The 18,280-nt window shown below is 41.9% G+C and carries 14 protein-coding genes; all 14 read right to left on the bottom strand.

The window, feature by feature from the left end; genetic code table 11:
• Positions 1–398: 398 nt before the first annotated feature.
• The 14 genes from DWV68_RS00470 to fusA all read right to left on the bottom strand — a co-directional run bounded on the left by DWV68_RS00470 (position 399) and on the right by fusA (position 18,269).
• Positions 399–962: a helix-turn-helix domain-containing protein gene (locus DWV68_RS00470; protein WP_022243671.1), complete on the bottom strand. Its 564-nt coding sequence runs from the start codon at positions 960–962 to the stop codon at positions 399–401.
• A gap of 109 nt (positions 963–1,071) precedes the next feature.
• Positions 1,072–2,256: an iron-containing alcohol dehydrogenase gene (locus DWV68_RS00465; protein ID WP_118664693.1), complete on the bottom strand. Its 1,185-nt coding sequence runs from the start codon at positions 2,254–2,256 to the stop codon at positions 1,072–1,074.
• A gap of 86 nt (positions 2,257–2,342) precedes the next feature.
• Entirely contained in the window at positions 2,343–3,866 is a 1,524-nt protein-coding gene (locus DWV68_RS00460; protein ID WP_118664691.1) for an APC family permease, read from the bottom strand.
• A 12-nt stretch (positions 3,867–3,878) separates the two neighbouring features.
• Entirely contained in the window at positions 3,879–4,484 is a 606-nt protein-coding gene (locus DWV68_RS00455) for a cytidylate kinase-like family protein (protein ID WP_022243674.1), read from the bottom strand.
• Between the two features lie 215 nt (positions 4,485–4,699).
• Positions 4,700–5,917, bottom strand: coding sequence for an aspartate aminotransferase family protein (locus tag DWV68_RS00450; protein ID WP_117697227.1), 1,218 nt, complete (start codon positions 5,915–5,917; stop codon positions 4,700–4,702).
• Between the two features lie 443 nt (positions 5,918–6,360).
• Positions 6,361–7,305: a GTP-binding protein gene (locus tag DWV68_RS00445; RefSeq protein ID WP_118664689.1), complete on the bottom strand. Its 945-nt coding sequence runs from the start codon at positions 7,303–7,305 to the stop codon at positions 6,361–6,363.
• 17 nt (positions 7,306–7,322) lie between these two features.
• A complete protein-coding gene (locus tag DWV68_RS00440) occupies positions 7,323–9,986 on the bottom strand; it encodes an ATP-binding protein (RefSeq protein WP_118664687.1) in 2,664 nt (887 codons plus the stop codon).
• A gap of 232 nt (positions 9,987–10,218) precedes the next feature.
• On the bottom strand, positions 10,219–10,884 hold the full coding sequence (locus DWV68_RS00435) for a cytidylate kinase-like family protein (protein ID WP_118056661.1): 666 nt from the start codon (positions 10,882–10,884) through the stop codon (positions 10,219–10,221).
• A 15-nt stretch (positions 10,885–10,899) separates the two neighbouring features.
• Positions 10,900–11,640 carry an amino acid ABC transporter ATP-binding protein gene (locus DWV68_RS00430; RefSeq protein ID WP_022243679.1) on the bottom strand — a complete coding sequence of 247 codons (741 nt, stop codon included), beginning with the start codon at positions 11,638–11,640 and terminating at the stop codon, positions 10,900–10,902.
• 11 nt (positions 11,641–11,651) lie between these two features.
• Positions 11,652–12,407, bottom strand: coding sequence for an amino acid ABC transporter permease (locus tag DWV68_RS00425; RefSeq protein ID WP_117841442.1), 756 nt, complete (start codon positions 12,405–12,407; stop codon positions 11,652–11,654).
• Between the two features lie 49 nt (positions 12,408–12,456).
• On the bottom strand, positions 12,457–13,362 hold the full coding sequence (locus DWV68_RS00420; RefSeq protein ID WP_197420785.1) for a transporter substrate-binding domain-containing protein: 906 nt from the start codon (positions 13,360–13,362) through the stop codon (positions 12,457–12,459).
• A 181-nt stretch (positions 13,363–13,543) separates the two neighbouring features.
• Positions 13,544–14,740, bottom strand: coding sequence for a helix-turn-helix domain-containing protein (locus tag DWV68_RS00415; RefSeq protein ID WP_242988671.1), 1,197 nt, complete (start codon positions 14,738–14,740; stop codon positions 13,544–13,546).
• 107 nt (positions 14,741–14,847) lie between these two features.
• The gene (gene tuf / locus DWV68_RS00410) at positions 14,848–16,035 is read right to left on the bottom strand and encodes an elongation factor Tu (protein ID WP_117697235.1); all 1,188 of its coding nucleotides are present in this window, start codon (positions 16,033–16,035) and stop codon (positions 14,848–14,850) included.
• A 116-nt stretch (positions 16,036–16,151) separates the two neighbouring features.
• A complete protein-coding gene (gene fusA, locus DWV68_RS00405) occupies positions 16,152–18,269 on the bottom strand; it encodes an elongation factor G (RefSeq protein WP_117841443.1) in 2,118 nt (705 codons plus the stop codon).
• Positions 18,270–18,280: the final 11 nt, after the last annotated feature.

Raw genomic sequence — 18,280 nt, 5'->3', positions numbered from 1 at the left:
TCCAATGTTTGTCAGAATCGCTGTACGGTTCGTCGAAGTACAGATGCCTGATAAGGGCTGTTAGGGGCACTTGGAATTTCGTCTGGCAACAGGCAACGCTGGTACAGGGATGTACCAGCGAGGTGCAATTGAACATGGATGTGAATTTGTGCCGGTTGCCAGATGAAATTATAATTATATCGAAATTCCCAGTGCCCCTTGCAGGCTTTATGTGGCATCTGCTCTCGACGGACAGTGCAGCGATTCTGACAAAGCAAGCGGAAAGACAGTTTACAAGCAAGAAAACCCCACATTCTAAGAACTGTTGGCATTTCATATCGGATAAAGATAATCCTCTGTGAATCAACGTAATATTTTCCGTGCAAAATCTATCTCTCTTTCGCAATTGCCTGCTATATTTATCGAATATTTGTATAGTCTAAGAAAAAGCACATACAGCTTGCCCGCTCACTTCCTTCATTCCGGTAAATGTGCGGCTGGTCTGTTTCAAATTTGTAGACCTGACTCTTTTCCACCTTCTGGCTGTGGTCATGGCATTCTATGGTCAGCGCGCCGTCAATTACCGTAATATATTCTCTCGTCCGCTCGCCGTGGCTTCCACTGGTGTATACACCGCCCGGCTCTACGTCAATCCGGTAGATTTCTACGGACTGGGAGTCCTCAAATGGAAAGCAGGTAAAGACCTTATACTGTCCCTCCAGTTCCTTGGTTGGAATCATTTCTTCCGGCTTCACCAGACAGAAATCCACACGGGGAGCTTCAATCAAAGTCTGAAATTCAATCCGCAGTCCGCTTGTAATCTTTCCAAGCACACCTAATGATGGATTTGCCGTTCCCTTTTCAATCTGTGCCAGCATACTCTTACTTACACCGGTCTGCTCTGCCACCTGATCAAGACTCATCCCCTTGGACTGACGCAGTCTCTTTAAATTTTCCGATACATTGTGTGACAGGTAATCCATACATTTTCCTCTCTTTCCATTTGAAACTTCCACTTCAAATTTTTTACATCAAACTTTTCGCATCAAATTTTTATGATATTAACCGATGTTTTTGATAAAGATATCTGTTTTACAATGCCTTGCGGTATAACATTTCTATATCACACTGACGGGATGACCGTGGATTCACTGCAATATTGCCGCTCTTCATGGCATCTGCTGCCATTGCTTCTATTTTCTCTTCGATGGTCTCCCGGCTGATGCTTCCTGTTTTGCCTGCCCGATTGATGGCTTCCGTAAGATTTGCCGGAATTCCGATGGCTTTGCATAAGGAACGGATGGCATCCACTAACATCATCGGTTCAAATTCATCTTCATAGGCCGGAATTTCACTGATGTAATTATAAATTTTATAATATCTTCCATGGTCAGCTAAGGCATTATACTCCGCTACTACCGGAAGTAATACTGCATTTGCAACTCCGTGCGGCACATCAAAGAATGCGCTGACCGGATGGCTCATGGCATGTACATTTCCAAGTCTTGCAAAAGAAAATGCAATTCCAGCAAACAGTGAGCCTACCATCATTGCCTCTGCCGCCTCCACATCGGTGCGGTTTGCCACAAATCTCCGGATATTTTCTCCGATGAGCTCCATTGCTTTTTCTGCCATGGCATCGGAAAATGGAGAAGCCGCAGTTGAAATATACGCCTCTTCTGCATGGATAAATGCATCAATTCCGCAGGCTGCCGCCACACTGGCTGGTGCCGTTGTAATCAGGTCTGCGTCCAGAATAGCATATGCCGGCAGCAGTTCATAAGAAAATACCGTCAGTTTATAGTCTCTGCTGTGGTCAGTAATTACAGAAAATGCTGTTACCTCAGAACCGGTTCCTGCTGTAGTCGGTAGTGCCACCAATGGAATAATTTTGCCCGGCACTTTATGTGCCCCTTCGTATTCGGTAATGCTTCCACCGTATTTTGCTACTACACCGACTGCCTTTGCTACATCCATCGGAGAACCGCCGCCAAAAGCTACGATAAAGTCTGCCCCGGAAGCCTGAAATGCTTCTGTCGCTGCTTCCACGGTTGTAACGGAAGGATTTCCTTCGATATCCGTAAAGTCATCCACCAAAATTCCTTCGGCTCTTAAAGATTCTGCAGCTTTCTCCACCAGTCCCATCTTCTTAAGATGCGGTCCGGATATGATAAACGCATGCTTTCCACCCATTTTTTTTGCAACTTCCGGAAGTTTTGCCATAGAGCCTCTTCCTACGATAATATTCTGTGGTACTGAAAAATTAAATTCGTTCATAGCTTTTCCTCTCATTTTCTGTCGGTATTTTCAGAACTTACTACTCGACTTTTCTATATTCTGCTTTCTTCACTCTATACATTCCATTATCCTGCCATCCGCGCCAATACACGGTCGATTGCCACATCGATTACCTGATCCAGCTCCACATCATCTGCCTCCGGCATCAATGTTGCTGCATCTTCATCTGAAATAAGCTGTACCAGACTGCCAAAGGACTCTTTGTATTTCTTTTTACAGATTACAAAGAATACAACTCCAAGCAAGCTCCAGGCTCCAACCATCAACCACTCCGGAAGAATCAGGCTGCCGCCGGTTCCCGGAATGCAGTACATGCATACCATAAATCCTGACATTAAGACTGCCATTACACCCACAAATTTATAACCAGTCACTTTATACGGACGAGGCATATCCGGTTCTTTCTTTCTTAAAATCAGAAATGAAATGGATACCATACAATAGGCAAGACAGCATCCAAAGTTACCTGCATCACAAATCCATACCATCATGACACGTCCCGCAAACGGTGCTAACATCGTAAGAATTCCCATCAGGATTAATGCATTTAACGGGGTCTTATGCTTTGAATGAAGTTTTGCAAAAGTTCTTGGAATCATATAGGATTCTGCCATGGAATATAAAGCACGGGAACCACCAATCATAAAGGAATTCCAGGAAGTAATGATTCCGCACATTCCACCAACAATAATTACTTTTGCCATGACCGATGTTTTAAACGCTACTGCCATGGCATCTGCGGTTACAAGACCGGTTCCTGTCTGTGATGCTGCAATGGCATCCGGCTTTAATACCAGACCTACTGCAATGATAACCAGCGAGTAAAACAGCACTGCCAGTACAACAGATAATATCAGCATTTTTCCAATTTTCTTCGGTGGAACATTGATTTCCTCTGCCGCCTGTGGGATAACATCAAATCCGATAAAATAAAATGGAGATAACACCGCAACACTGAGTACTGCCTTGATTCCACCTCCGGTTGATGTGCCGGCAAACATCTGTCCGTTAAGATTATCCACACTTCCGTTGATGACGGATGCAACAATCAATAAAATTCCTGCTCCACCAATGATAATAGTAAGAATGGTCTGTAAAATAGCTGCTGTTTTGGCTCCAAAAATGTTTATTATCATAATTAAAAATGCAACGATAATTGCTACAATCAGCCAGGAAGCATAGATATCAAATCCAGCTACCGTATAAAGATATCCCTTTAAAAATCCCGGCCAGAGATAAGTCAGAATCGTTGGAAATGCACATGCTTCAAAGCAGGTAACTCCGACATATCCCAGGACGATTGCCCATGTACAGATAAAGGAACCATTTGAGCCCATTGCACGGTAACTGAACACATGCTCACCACCGCACTGTGGCATGGCTGCTGTAAGTTCTGCATAAGTCAATCCCACAAAGAATATCATGATTCCACCAAGAACAAATCCGATAGCCGCTCCAAGAACTCCGCCTTTCTGAATCCAGCCACCGGAGGATACGACCCAGCCCCATCCAATCATGGCACCAAATGCAATGACAAGAATATCCCAGGCATTAAATACTTTATTGAATTCTGTTTTCTTCTGTTCCATATTTACTACCTCCTATTCCTGAAATACTTTTCCAGCTACTTCTTCAATCAACTGTGCAGTTCCATCCACACCCAGCAAATCGCTGTTAATCAGCATATCCCTGTTATGTCTGTCTCCACGATTGCTTCCGGTCAGTGCCATATGTCTTTTGTGATAACGTTTATCTTTTTCCACAATCAGCAATTTTGCATCATCTGCCGAAAGATTGTGACTTTCCATTACATTCTTTATCCGGATTTCGTCCGGTGCATAAATGAAAATGCGTAATATTGGTTTCTGTTCTTTTAAAATATAATCAGCAGAACGTCCTATAATCACACAGGACTCTCTTGCTGCGAGTTTTCGAATAATTGTTTTCTGGACGTGAATTGCACGTTCTGTCAAATCAGCGTATTTGGAGAAAGAACCCCTGACATCACCTTCTGCTCCTTTACCGGCAATGGTCACTCCTTCTTCTACCTTTTCCATAATATCCTTGGGAATTCCTACTTCTTTGATAATCTCATCTACCGTTTCACGGTCATAAAACTTGATGCCCAAATCCTGTGCAACCTTTTTCCCAATCTGATTTCCTTTTGCGCCATATTCGCATCCTATTGTAATAACAAGATGTTCCATTTTGCTTCCCTTCCTTAATGTATATACATGCGTTTTTTCTCATCCATACGAACCTGCCACTGGCAGCTTCGTATGGATGCCTGACAACTATCTGCATAAAAAAGACGAGGGCGCACTTATTTTCTGTGACATCCTCGTCTTTTCTGTTTCTTATTTTTTTATTTTTCTTTTATTCTTCCAGTGCCCGGTTTGAAGGACACGGATTCCTAAATTTCTTACTTTTCCAGTGATTTTACCGTTTCTTCAATGATTGCATATGCCTTGTCGCATTCTTCTGCGGATACGATAAGTGGCGGCACCATACGAATGACATGTGCACCGATAGCTGTAATCAGAAGCTTTCTGTCTAAGCAGCCATGTTTTACATCTACACCGGAAATGGTATCATCAAATTCTACACCAACTAATAAGCCCTGATGTCTTACTTCTTTGACATGTGGTAATTTTTCTAATTTTGCTGAGAAATAATCTCCCATCTTCTTTGCATTTCCGGCTAAGTCATTGTCTAAGAGCTCTCCTACCTCAGCTAAAGCTGCTGCACAGCTGATTGGATGTCCACCAAAGGTTGTTCCATGGGAACCAGGAGTAAATGCTTTGGCGACCTCTTCCGTTGCACAGATTGCACCGATTGGCATTCCGCCGCCAAGACCTTTTGCCATAGATACGATATCCGGTTTTACGCCATAATTCATATAAGACATTACTGCTCCGGTTCTGCACCATCCGGTCTGTACCTCATCTAATAATAAGAGCATTCCTTTTTCATCACAGAATTCTCTTAAGCCTTTCATAAATTCCATGGTTGCCGGATGTACTCCGCCTTCACCCTGTACCGGTTCAATCATGATTGCGATTGTATTTTCGGTACATGCATTTTTAAATGCCTCCAGGTCATTGTATGGTGCATAGGAGAATCCGTAAGTCATTGGTCCGAATCCTACCTGGCAGCCATTTCCCGGCTGACCGGTTGCTGACATTGCTCCAAATGTTCTTCCGTGGAATCCCATTTTAGCAGTTACGATATGATATTTATTTGGACCGTATTTTTCAATTCCATATTTACGAGCCATTTTAATCATTGCTTCGTTTGCTTCTGTTCCGGAGTTCTGATAAAAAATTTTATCCATGCCAATGGTCTTACAAACTTTTTCTGCTAACAGTGCCTGTGGAATGGTATATGGATAGTTGAAGGTATGCATGATATCATCTACCTGATCTTTGACTGCTGCTACTACCTTCGGGTTACGGTTTCCTGCATTGTTAACAGCGATTCCTGCATAGAAGTCAAGATATGGTGTTCCTTTCTCATCATAGAGGTACATGCCCTCTGCTGTCTCAGCCAGAAAATCAAAACGCTCATATGTTTCAATCATATATTTATTTACTTTATCTTTAATGTCCTGTACGCTTAATCCTGTGTCTTTTAATTTCATAATTGAATCCTCCTTGACATATTCTTTACTCTTTTTTTGTTTTCTCTTTAAACCGGTTTGTTTTGTTCAATCGACGGAACAATGAATGTGCCCCGGCACATTCTCGCGCCTGCGTCGGTCGCTTGCGACATCTACCTTATACGCCGCAGTGCGCATCCTCGCGGAGCGTTTTTTACTTTACAGGAAAGCAATTTCCTGTAAAGTAAAAAAGGCACTTACCGATTGGTAAGCGCCTTCGCTTTTGTTTGTCTATTATTTTGAACAGTTATACAATATCACGTCTTTTTTGCCCTGTCAATATTTTTTTACAAAAAGTCGCATTTTCCTGTTTTTTCTGCTTTTTTCAGTCTGTTCGTTAGAATTAATAGAATATATTGTGTTACTTTGTGTATTATATTGTACATTTGTATTATTCATTCGTACACTATAGTATCGTTTTATCTTTATACACTCTCCGCTCCGATATATGCTTCGATTCTATCCCGCTGCAAATGCTCTCCGATTACAATAATGACTTCCTGACCTTCCTGAATCGGTTCCATCCGCACTCCGTTGTGGGTAGCATTGAGTTGTATCCAAGAATTATCTTCTGCTTTTATAAATCCCTTAATCCGAAATACTGCTCCGCAGGAGCTGTCTTCTAAGATTTCTTTTGCGACCTTCTGCAATTTTTCTGCCGTCATAGGTACATTCATAAAATACTGTGACTCAAAGCCGGAGTGTTCCTCCAGATCCATTTTCTCATAATTTTCCATTACATAGCCACTGCTCATAATCCGATGCAAATCTTCCGAAGTAAGCTGCGGTGTACTCTTACGCAGAATCTCTTTTCCCAGTCTTCTCTTACAGTGAATCTTCTCCAAGGCTTCGTTGATGTGTGCAACCGTTGCATCCATTTCTTCTTCTGTAGCTTCATCGGCATGGCTTAATAGAATGCAGCCTGCATCTGCCACCTCTGATGCCAGAATAAAATCTGCCTCATCGGACAGCTCTTTTTCCAGCTTGGCATCTACGATTGCAATTACATTTCCAATCTCATACCACTGATTCAGCGGTTCTTCCCGCAATGCATCAAAGAATTCGTCCACATCAAAAATTCCGGATGGCTCCACCAGCACCCTGTCATATCCGCACATGCCCATGGCGATTAGCTTTGTCTTAAAACGTCTTCTGTGGCAGTCCTTATCACAGCCTCCGGCTACCATTTCCAGCTCACAGTTATCTCCCATCAAATCCTGCAGCAGCATCATGTCCACATTTACTGCGCCATAGTCATTCTCCAAGATTCCAATATTCATGCCCTGTTTCATCAGATACCGGGCATATTTTCTTATAAATGTTGTTTTACCGGAACCTAAAAAGCCGGTAATTAAGTCGATTTTTACCATGTTTGTCTTCCTCCTTCTCAGACATCCCGCTCCAGCCGCCGCAAGAGCTCCTGGTATGCCTCCATTACTTTATCATGATGACTTCGGATATAATCCGTATCCGGAATGTCATGATTCTTGATGGCATACTCTAATCCCTTAAACTGTTCGGACAACTCCATGGCACCGATATTTGCGGACGTATTTTTCAGTCCATGCACATGAATCTGATACTGCACCCAGTCTTTTTCTTCATAATCCTGCTGTAGGGTATCCACCATCTCATCTTTCAGATAAACTTTTAATATCTTAAAATAAAAATCTTCGTCTTCCATGCATACGGACATTCCCTGCTCGGTGTCAAGGTATGGAAAACGCTCCTGTAATGATTCCCTATCCCAAAGCTCTTCTGTTTCGAGATTCTCTTCTGTTTCAAGACTTTCTTCTGTTTCGATGCTTTCTTCTGCTGCAATCTTATGCTCTGCCTTTATATCTGTCTGCTTATCCGCCAGAAAACGTTCCAGTATCTTCCACATCTTCTCTTCGAAAATCGGTTTGGAAATATAATCTGCAAATCCATGCTGCAGATACATTTCTTTTGCTCCTTTTACCGCATTGGCTGTCATGGCAATTACCGGTGTAGTTTTATTCTGATGATTCATTCGCTTCATTTCTTCAAAGGTAGCAATGCCATCCATATCCGGCATCATCTGATCCATGAAAATAAGGTCATAGTGCTGCTCTTTCATCAGAGTCAGACCTTCTTCTCCACTGCCTGCCACATCCACGATTGCACCGGTCTGCAGCAGCATCTCTTTTGCCACAATGCGGTTCATTTCCATATCATCCACCACAAGGATATTCACACCGGAAAACTGAGGTACCGGCATCATAGCACCGACAGAAAGCTCATATTTTTCGAAAATCTGTTTCATATCGCCAATGTCATCTTCACAGATGACCTTCTGCGGTATGATTGCGGTAAACGTTGAGCCTTCTCCATACTGGCTTTCTACCAGCACTTTTCCGTGCATCATATTTACCAGACGTTTCGTCAGGCTCAGTCCCAGTCCGGTTCCCTGAATATTCCGGTTCTTATGTTCCTCCAGCCGGGTAAAATTCTGGAAAAGATTCTCCATATCTTTCTTCCGGATTCCCATTCCACTGTCCTTTACATCGATACGCAGATTAATATTTTCCTCATCTATCCTGCTATAAGAAATTTTTAAAATTACATGACCACGCTTGGTATATTTTACCGCATTGGACAGAAAATTATTTACAATCTGGCGGATACGGACATCATCTCCATATAAAATGGATGGAAGATTTTCATCAATTTCCATATACAGATCCAGATTCTTTTTCTTGCAGTTAGAGGCAACTATCGTATAACAGTCGTTAATGAGAGAAGCCAGCTCATAACCCTCGCAAAGCAGCTCCATCTTTCCGGATTCAATTTTGGAAATGTCCAAAATGTCATTTACAATAGCAAGCAGGGTTCTGCTGGCCCGCTGCATATTTCCTGCATACTCTGCAATCTTCTCTCTTGGCAGCGTATCAATCTGCCGGAGCAGGAGACTGTTCATTCCCATAATACCGTTGATTGGCGTACGGATTTCATGGGACATATTCGTAAGGAAATCGGTCTTCGCCCGGTCTGACACCCGTAGCCGCTCTAAAAGTCCTTCTTCGTAAGTAATATCCACCAGTGTTACGATAGTGTTCTGCATCTCGCCATATTCATCGCAGACCATCGAAGACGTTACCGATAAAATCTGATTGCCCTGCAGGCATTTCACCTTGCAGTGCTCTAATTTCCCCTGATAAAGCTGTTCTGCAAATTCTTCCTTTTTGCCCTCGCAGGCTACCAGTTCTTCAAAAGGCTGTTCCACTTCTGCTCCAAACAACACTTCTGCATTTGTATTATGTAAAATATGTGTTCTCTGATAATCATATACCATCACACCATAGTCAATCTGATTAAACAGATAATCTGAAACTGTTAATTTTGATATTCCAAAAGTATCATACCGGATACTAAAAAATACAGTCATTAAAAACGAAACTGTTACGCCATAAACCGAACTGGGATAAGATTTAATTCCATAAAATGGCAGAACCGTATCCGGAATTGCCGAAAGAAGCATAATTGTATTTCCCAGAATGATATATGCCACATATTTTCTCTGACTTTTACGCATAATTTTCTTCGACCAATATAGTACAATATAGATGCAGCACAAAAAGCAAAGCATAATATACATCCAGTGATAAAACACGCTGCCATGAAATTCTGTGGTAAAGCAGGTTCTTCCATTGACCCTGTAAAAATGGCGGATCCGCATACTTCCAAAAGAAACACCATCCACCAGAGATGTCAGTATTCCTAATCCAACCATCAGACCATATCCCTTTATTTTTACACCAGTCAGACACGCCACATAAATTACAATCGCAATGACATATAAATTAAAGCCCACAATTGTCATGCAAAAGAAATTCTGTGCCAATCTGTCATCTGTACAATTTCCATACAATGCTGAACCCAGTGCCCAGATTCCTCCTCCTATTCCCAGAAGCAGGATACAAATCCGCCCCTTGTTTTTCGTATTATTAATAAAAAAATAAAAGATGCCAACGCCAATACATATAGTTGCACATGCCACCAAAAGCACTGTTGTAATCATTCCTGCTTCCATCAATTTTTCTCCCGAGTTGTTTTACTTCATTATATATAAAATCCAATTTGTTCGCAATAAAACAATCCCTGCAGAAGCTGCCACCAGCATTTTCTTATTGCCGCAAAAAAGCAGGAGCTCCGTTCCAGTTTCGGTGTTCCTGCTTTTCTCTGTCTTTTTCTATTTTTTCAACTCTGTTCTTATTGTGAACTTTTCATTTCAAACTTTCATTTCGAACCCTTCTCAAAAACTCTTATTTTAATTCTCCTGCCGGATGTATCATATCCGGTGTAATCAGCCCTTTGATAATCAGGTACTGCTCAATGGTTTTTACACAGTTCTGCACGCCGACCCGCTCACTGTTTAATGTCATGTCATAATTGACCGGGTTTGTCCAGCAATTTCCGTGTGTGTAATATTCATAATAATCTGCCCGGAATTTATCCGTCCGCTCTATGGTTGCATTAGCGACCTCTTCGCTCACACCCATATTTTCCATGGTACGGTTCACACAGAATGCTCTCGGTGCTTCAATATAGATACTCACCACATTTGGCTTGCCCTTCAGTACATAGTCGGCACATTTTCCGACAATAACGCAGGACTCTTTTTCTGCCAGATCTTTGATAATTTCACTCTGATATTCAAACAGCTTGTCATCCGATACGAATTTTTCATTTCTGGAAATGTAACGTCTTGATCGTGGCAGCCCTCTTAAAAAGCTGGAAAATCCACTGGTCTCCCTCATTTTTTCATTTACTTCCTGAAAAATATTCTCATCCAGTCCACTGAGCTGGCTTGCCAGCGTTAAGATTCGGTTTTCATAACAGTGAATACCTAACTCCTTTGCCAGCTGGGAAGCAATCGCCTTTCCGCCTGTTCCGAATCCTCTTGCAAAGGTTATTACAAAATTCTCCATATTTTCTGTCCTCCTTTAACCTGCTAAATAACGACTTAAGAATTCCCGTGTTCTCGGATTTTTCGGATTGGTAAACAGTTCGGATGGAGCTGCATCCTCCGCCACATAGCCGGAATCCATGAAAATGGTTCTGGTGGACACATCCCTTGCAAATGCCATCTCATGAGTAACAATAATCATTGTAAGTCCCGTCTTGGCAAGCTCTTTCATAACATTTAATACTTCTCCTACCATTTCCGGGTCCAGTGCAGAAGTCGGCTCATCGAAAAGAAGTACTTCCGGATTCATGCAAAGAGACCTTGCAATGGCAACCCTCTGTTTCTGTCCTCCGGAAAGCTGTGATGGTTTTGCATTGATATAAGGAGCCATTCCTACATCCTTTAAATGTGTGATTGCCCGGTTAAATGCCTCTTCTTTGGAAATATGAAGCACCTTTCTGGTGCAGAGCATGCAGTTCTGCAATACAGTCATATTGTTAAATAGGTTAAAGGACTGAAATACCATTCCCACCCTGGAGCGGTATTCATTGATGTCCTTCTGTACATTCCGGACTTCCTTATCATGGTAAAGGATTTTACCGGAGGTCTGCCGCTCCAGTTTATTGATACACCGCAGCAGCGTTGACTTTCCGGAACCGGAAGAACCAACTATACAGATAATTTCTCCTGCTTCTATATCAATATCTATTTTTCTTAAAACCTCATGATTCCCAAATGATTTGCTCAAATCCTTGATTGAAATTACTGTCTCTCCCATATCCGTTCCTCCTACTGATTATCCATATACTCAATTGCCAGTGCATAATCTGTCTTGCCCTGCATTTTCTTTTCAATGAATTTGAAAATCTTATCAAAGACAAAGCACAATACAAAGTAAATCACTGCAATTACCAGGTATGACTCGAAGTATTTGTAATAATTTCCTCCGACTGTTTTTGCAGCCATGAAAAGTTCCTGTACTGCAATTACATTTAATACGGATGTCATCTTCAGGTTTGTCAGGAAAGTATTTGCCATCTCCGGGATAATATTTTTAAATGCCTGTGGCAATACCACATACAACATTGTCTTAAATGGCGACATTCCCATTGCCCATGCGCCTTCACGCTGGCCCATATCAATGGAGCCGATTCCGGCACGTACTGTCTCACCCATGTAAGCTCCGGTATTTAATACCGTTACCACAATACCTGCAAATACCGGTGTCATTTCTACTCCCAGCATTTTTATTCCATAGTATACAATCATTGCCTGAACAATCATTGGAGTGTCACGGAAGATTTCCACATATACGGTAAAAATGATTTTCAAAAGCCGCATCAGAAGCTTCTTGAAAACATTATCACCCTCGCTGATTTTTGCATCATTTACAAGTCCGACAATATAACCTAACACAAAACCAACCAGCGTTCCGATTACAGCAATTTCCAGCGTAAGCCAGGTTCCTTTGATAAACATACTTGCATATTTCTGGGCTAAAAATATCATCCACTCTAACGAATTACTCGGATTTTCTATTAACATATTTCTCTACCTCACTTTATCTGTTACTCAGCTCACGCTGGAAATATTTCTAGTTTGCTGCCGGCTGCTGTGTCAGAACAGTATCCATCAGCTCATCCATTTTGGCTTTATCATTCCAGCCAATGGCATCCATTGCATCCTGGATTTTATCTCTTAATGCGGTATCATCTTTTCTGGTAGCGATACATACATTTACCATTTCATCATCACCGGTGAAAGAATCATCTTCATCTAACTGGATAATCACAAGGTCATCATTGGTAAGTGCTGCTGACTGTGCGGTTGGCAAATCTACGACACATACATCTGCAACACCATTGGATATTGCCATGAAGCATTCGGATGTTGTCTCATAATTTCCTGACTGCTCTGCACCTTCAATCTGATCCAAAAGAGGTACCCAGCCGGTTCCTAACTGTGTTGTTACTTTACATCCGGTTCCTGCCAGATCAGAAAGTCCTTTTACATTTTCATAAGCACTTCCCTTTTTTACTACGATACAGTTATCTCTGTAATAATATGGTTCTGTAAATGAATAAGAAGCTTCTCTTTCTGCTGTTTTTCCCATTCCTGCAATGATTACATCATAATCTCCTGCATCTAATGAGATTCCAATGGAAGACCATTCTACTTTATGAACTTCTAAATCCATTCCCATCTCATCAGCAAGCTTCTGGGCTACTGCCACATCATATCCATATGCATAATAGTCAGATCCATAAATCGGAACCGCCTTGCTTCCATCCGGTGTTGTATCACTGTCCTGTGTCCAGTTAAATGGTGCATATGCACATTCCATTCCAACTCTTAATACATTCTTATCAGATGTCTCTGCTGTCTCTGAGGTTTTCACATCTGTATCGGATGTTTTTGTATCTGATGAACCACATCCTGCCAATGTAGATATTGCCATAACTCCTGTCAGTACCAATGCTAATAATTTTCTTTTATTCATAATATGTTCCTCCTTAAATGCAAATGTGAAGCCGACTTTTTGTTTCTCTAGAGTATCAAAAAAGACGCTTGAGATTTCTTTCTCTCAAAGCGTCTTTGCTGATAGACAGTATAGTATACTTTCTTTTTCTTCTTTTCAACTTTCAAATTGCACAATTTGATTGTGCAATTTGCACAGCATCTTAATTAAACATCAATCTTTTTACCAGAATACAGTTTACAATATCGAGATATTCCATGGAATCTTCCAGGTCAACCTCCAGTATTTCTTCTATCTTCTTCAGGCGGTACTGCAGAGAATTCCGATGGATATACAAAGCCTCTGCTGTCTTTCCCACATTAAATCCACTCATATAATATGTCAGCAGTGTCTCCACCAGAAATGCCCCATTGGTCTGGTCATACATCTCAAGCTTCTTTAATTTGTCATTGCAGTAGTCCAGTATCTCCTGCTGATTTCCATTGTTAAACATATATTTATAAATGCCCATGGAACTGGCACTAAGCACTTTTTTATTAGTAGGATTCGGCAGATAATCTTTCTTTGGAATCAGATTTTTTGCTTCCTGATAGCTCTTGCCAAATTCAGACGGATCCGTATAAGCTGCGCCTAAAATACAGGTACTGTGTATCAGCCCGGCAAACTGCGGGCGGCTGTCCAGCTTCTTTAGCAATTGTTCAATCTGCCGTTCTGTCTCCTTATCCTCCGTTGCCTCAAACAGCAGCACAAATTTATTTAAGAAACGCATATACATCGGACGATTTTCCATATGCATTACTTCCCGGTTCAGACAGTCCGTATAATAGAGATAAGTATGCTCATCCTGCTCCAGGTTAATTCCATATTTCCGGTCAATTACAATGATTCCAACCCGGTACGCCCGGTCGAAAGCCAGTCCAAACTGGCTGGATATTTTTTCAATATATTTATCATTTACTTCATATCCAAACAGTAGATTATATAAATAGTCCCCGGTACGCTTATTTGTAATATTGGTTTCCAGTATCAGCTGCCCGATACTCTGTGCAATATCCACGAAGGTTGCGCCTTCCCAGCGGACATAGAACAGTGGCAATTTCAATTCAACCGCCTTGTCTATCATTTTCTGTGGAATCTTCTCCCGGTCATCCACAATCGATATTGCAAGCCCGGAAATTCCCAGTGCATTCAATTCTACCATTGTTTCAAAGGTCTTCTCGATGTCAAACCGCAGATAATCCACTACAATCAGTGCGAAGTTGCCAGGATTCATATGCTCTTCATAGGGCTTCGTCTGCACAAAATATGTCCAGGACACCACTCTGTCCAGTCCTACTTCCCCTGTCAGCAGTTCTACTCCATCCAGATCCAAATTATTGACGTCTCTACAAGTAACCATAATGTCTCCCTCTGTTGGTTGTGTGCAAGTTGCAAAAAACCCGGAGAAGTGCGAACACTCTCCGGGTTAATTTTACTTATTTTAGCAATTCATTGCAAGAGCAAAGATTACTCGATAACTGTAGCAACACGTCCTGAACCTACAGTACGTCCACCTTCACGAATAGCGAAAGTAAGACCCTGCTCCATAGCTACTGGATGGATCAGTTCGATAGTCATTTCTACGTTATCACCAGGCATGCACATCTCTGTACCTGCTGGTAATTCACAAACACCAGTTACGTCAGTTGTTCTGAAGTAGAACTGTGGTCTGTAGTTATTGAAGAAAGGTGTATGACGTCCACCTTCATCTTTTGTTAAAACGTAAACCTGAGCTGTAAATTTTCTGTGGCAAGTAACAGTACCTGGTTTAGCAAGAACCTGTCCACGAACGATCTGGTCACGGTTAACACCACGAAGAAGTGCACCGATGTTATCACCAGCCTGAGCCTCGTCTAACTGTTTACGGAACATCTCGATACCAGTTACAACTGTCTTCTGAACATCTTCCTTAACACCAAGGATTTCAAGTTCGTCATTCAGATGTAATGTTCCTCTTTCTACTCTACCTGTTGCAACAGTACCACGACCTGTGATTGTGAATACGTCCTCAACTGGCATTAAGAAAGGTTTATCTGTATCACGCTGTGGATCTGGGATATAGCTATCTACAGTATCCATTAATTCCATGATCTTGTCGCCCCATGGTCCGTTAGGATCTTCAAGAGCTTTAAGAGCAGAACCCTGGATGATTGGGCAGCCTTCAAAACCATATTCCTCTAACTGCTCTGTAACTTCCATTTCTACTAACTCGATTAACTCTGGGTCGTCTACCATATCACATTTGTTTAAGAAAACAACGATGTAAGGTACACCTACCTGACGAGACAGAAGGATGTGCTCCTTTGTCTGAGCCATAACACCATCAGTTGCAGCAACAACAAGGATAGCGCCGTCCATCTGAGCTGCTCCGGTAATCATGTTCTTTACGTAGTCAGCATGTCCAGGACAGTCAACGTGTGCGTAATGTCTCTTCTCTGTTTCATACTCAACGTGAGCTGTAGAGATAGTGATACCTCTTTCTCTCTCTTCTGGAGCTTTATCGATGTTAGCGAAATCTGTAGCTGTATTACCTGCAACTCTTGCTGCTAAAACTGCTGTAATAGCTGCTGTTAAAGTTGTTTTACCATGGTCTACGTGACCAATGGTTCCGATATTACAATGTGGTTTGGTTCTTTCAAACTTAGCTTTTGCCATTTTAAAACGTCCTCCTTAATTTTATGCCCTTTCTGGGCGCTTATTTTTACATTTTAATAAGTCACTCGGCTATTTCTGATTATATAAAAAACTTGCGAGTTTTTCAAGCATTTTTATTATTTTGCTTTAGATGCAACAATCTTATCCTGTACAGACTTCGGAACCTGCTCATATTTCTCGAAGAACATTGAGTAGTTACCACGTCCCTGAGTTCTGGAACGTAAGTCTGTTGAGTATCCAAACATCTCAGCAAGTGGAACATATGCTTTAACCATTTTTCCACCACCGATGTCATCCATACCTTCGATACGTCCACGACGAGAGTTAATGTCACCAATAACATCTCCCATGTACTCTTCCGGCATAGTAACTTCAACTTTCATGATTGGCTCAAGAATTACAGGAGCTGCTTTTGCCATAGCCTCTTTGAAAGCCATGGATCCGGCAATGTGGAATGCCATCTCAGATGAATCGACCTCATGGTAAGATCCATCATATACGGTAGCATGAACACCTACTACTGGGAATCCTGCAAGGATACCAGCTTTGGTAGCTTCTTCGATACCTTCGCCTACTGCAGGGATGTATTCCTTAGGAATAGCACCACCAACAACTGCAGAATCAAACTTGAAGAGTTCATCTCCGTTGGCATCCATCGGCTCGAATTTAACTTTACAGTGTCCGTACTGTCCACGTCCACCAGACTGTTTTGCATATTTGTATTCCTGATCAACTGGCTTTGTAAATGTCTCTTTGTAAGCAACCTGTGGAGCACCTACGTTTGCTTCTACGTGGAATTCACGAAGCAGACGGTCAACAATGATTTCCAGATGGAGCTCACCCATACCAGCGATGATGGTCTGTCCTGTTTCTGTATTTGTATGAGCACGGAAAGTAGGATCTTCTTCTGCAAGTTTTGCAAGAGCTTCACCCATCTTACCCTGTCCAGCTTTTGTCTTAGGCTCGATAGCAAGCTCGATAACTGGCTCTGGGAATTCCATGGACTCTAAGATAACCGGATGCTGTTCATCACAGATGGTATCACCAGTAGTTGTAAACTTAAATCCAACGGCTGCTGCAATATCTCCAGAGTAAACTTTTTCAAGCTCTGCTCTCTTGTTTGCATGCATCTGAAGGATACGGCCTACACGTTCTTTTTTATCTTTTGTTGCATTCAGTACGTAAGATCCGGAGTTCATTACACCAGAGTAAACACGGAAGAATGCAAGTTTTCCTACGAATGGGTCAGTCATAATCTTGAATGCAAGAGCGGAGAATGGTTCATCATCAGATGAATGTCTCTCTACTTCATTTCCTTCAAGGTCAACACCCTTAATAGCTGGGATGTCTGTTGGAGCTGGCATATATTCTACGATAGCATCCAATAATTTCTGAACACCCTTGTTACGGTAAGCAGAACCACAACATACCGGAACTGCTGTACACTCGCAGGTACCTTTTCTGAGGGCAGCCTTCATATCATCAACAGATGGCTCTTCTCCCTCTAAATACTGCATCATAAGGTCATCATCTAACTCGCAGATTTTCTCAACCAGTTCGGTATGATATAATTCTGCGTCGTCTTTCATATCATCCGGGATGTCTGTTACAGAGATATCATCTCCCTTATCATCATTGTAGATGTAAGCTTTCATCTCAAATAAATCAATAATTCCCTTAAAATCATCTTCTTTACCGATTGGTAACTGAAGAACAATTGCATTTTTACCTAATCTTGTACGAATCTGATCAACAGCTCCGTAGAAGTTTGCACCCAAGATATCCATTTTGTTAATGAATGCCATTCTAGGTACGTTGTATGTGTCAGCCTGACGCCATACATTTTCTGACTGAGGCTCTACTCCACCTTTTGCACAGAACACGCCGACAGCGCCGTCCAGTACACGAAGTGAACGCTCAACCTCAACCGTAAAGTCTACGTGTCCAGGAGTATCAATGATATTGATACGATGCTCTAAAGCACCTTTCTTTGGCTTTGTAAACTCTTCCAAAGTCCAGTGACATGTCGTAGCGGCTGAAGTAATGGTAATACCTCTTTCCTGCTCCTGCTCCATCCAGTCCATGGTAGCAGTACCTTCATGAGTATCACCAATCTTATAGTTAACACCGGTATAATAAAGGATACGCTCTGTCAACGTTGTTTTACCAGCATCGATGTGCGCCATAATACCAATGTTTCTGGTTCTCTCTAACGGATATTCTCTTCCAGCCAAGGTTTTTTCCT

The sequence above is a fragment of the Roseburia sp. AF12-17LB genome (assembly GCF_003479605.1).
Taxonomy (GTDB): Bacteria; Bacillota; Clostridia; order Lachnospirales; family Lachnospiraceae; genus Roseburia_C; species Roseburia_C amylophila.
The sequence above is the reverse complement of the archived record's forward strand: the minus strand, read 5'-3'. Positions and strand labels throughout refer to the sequence as shown.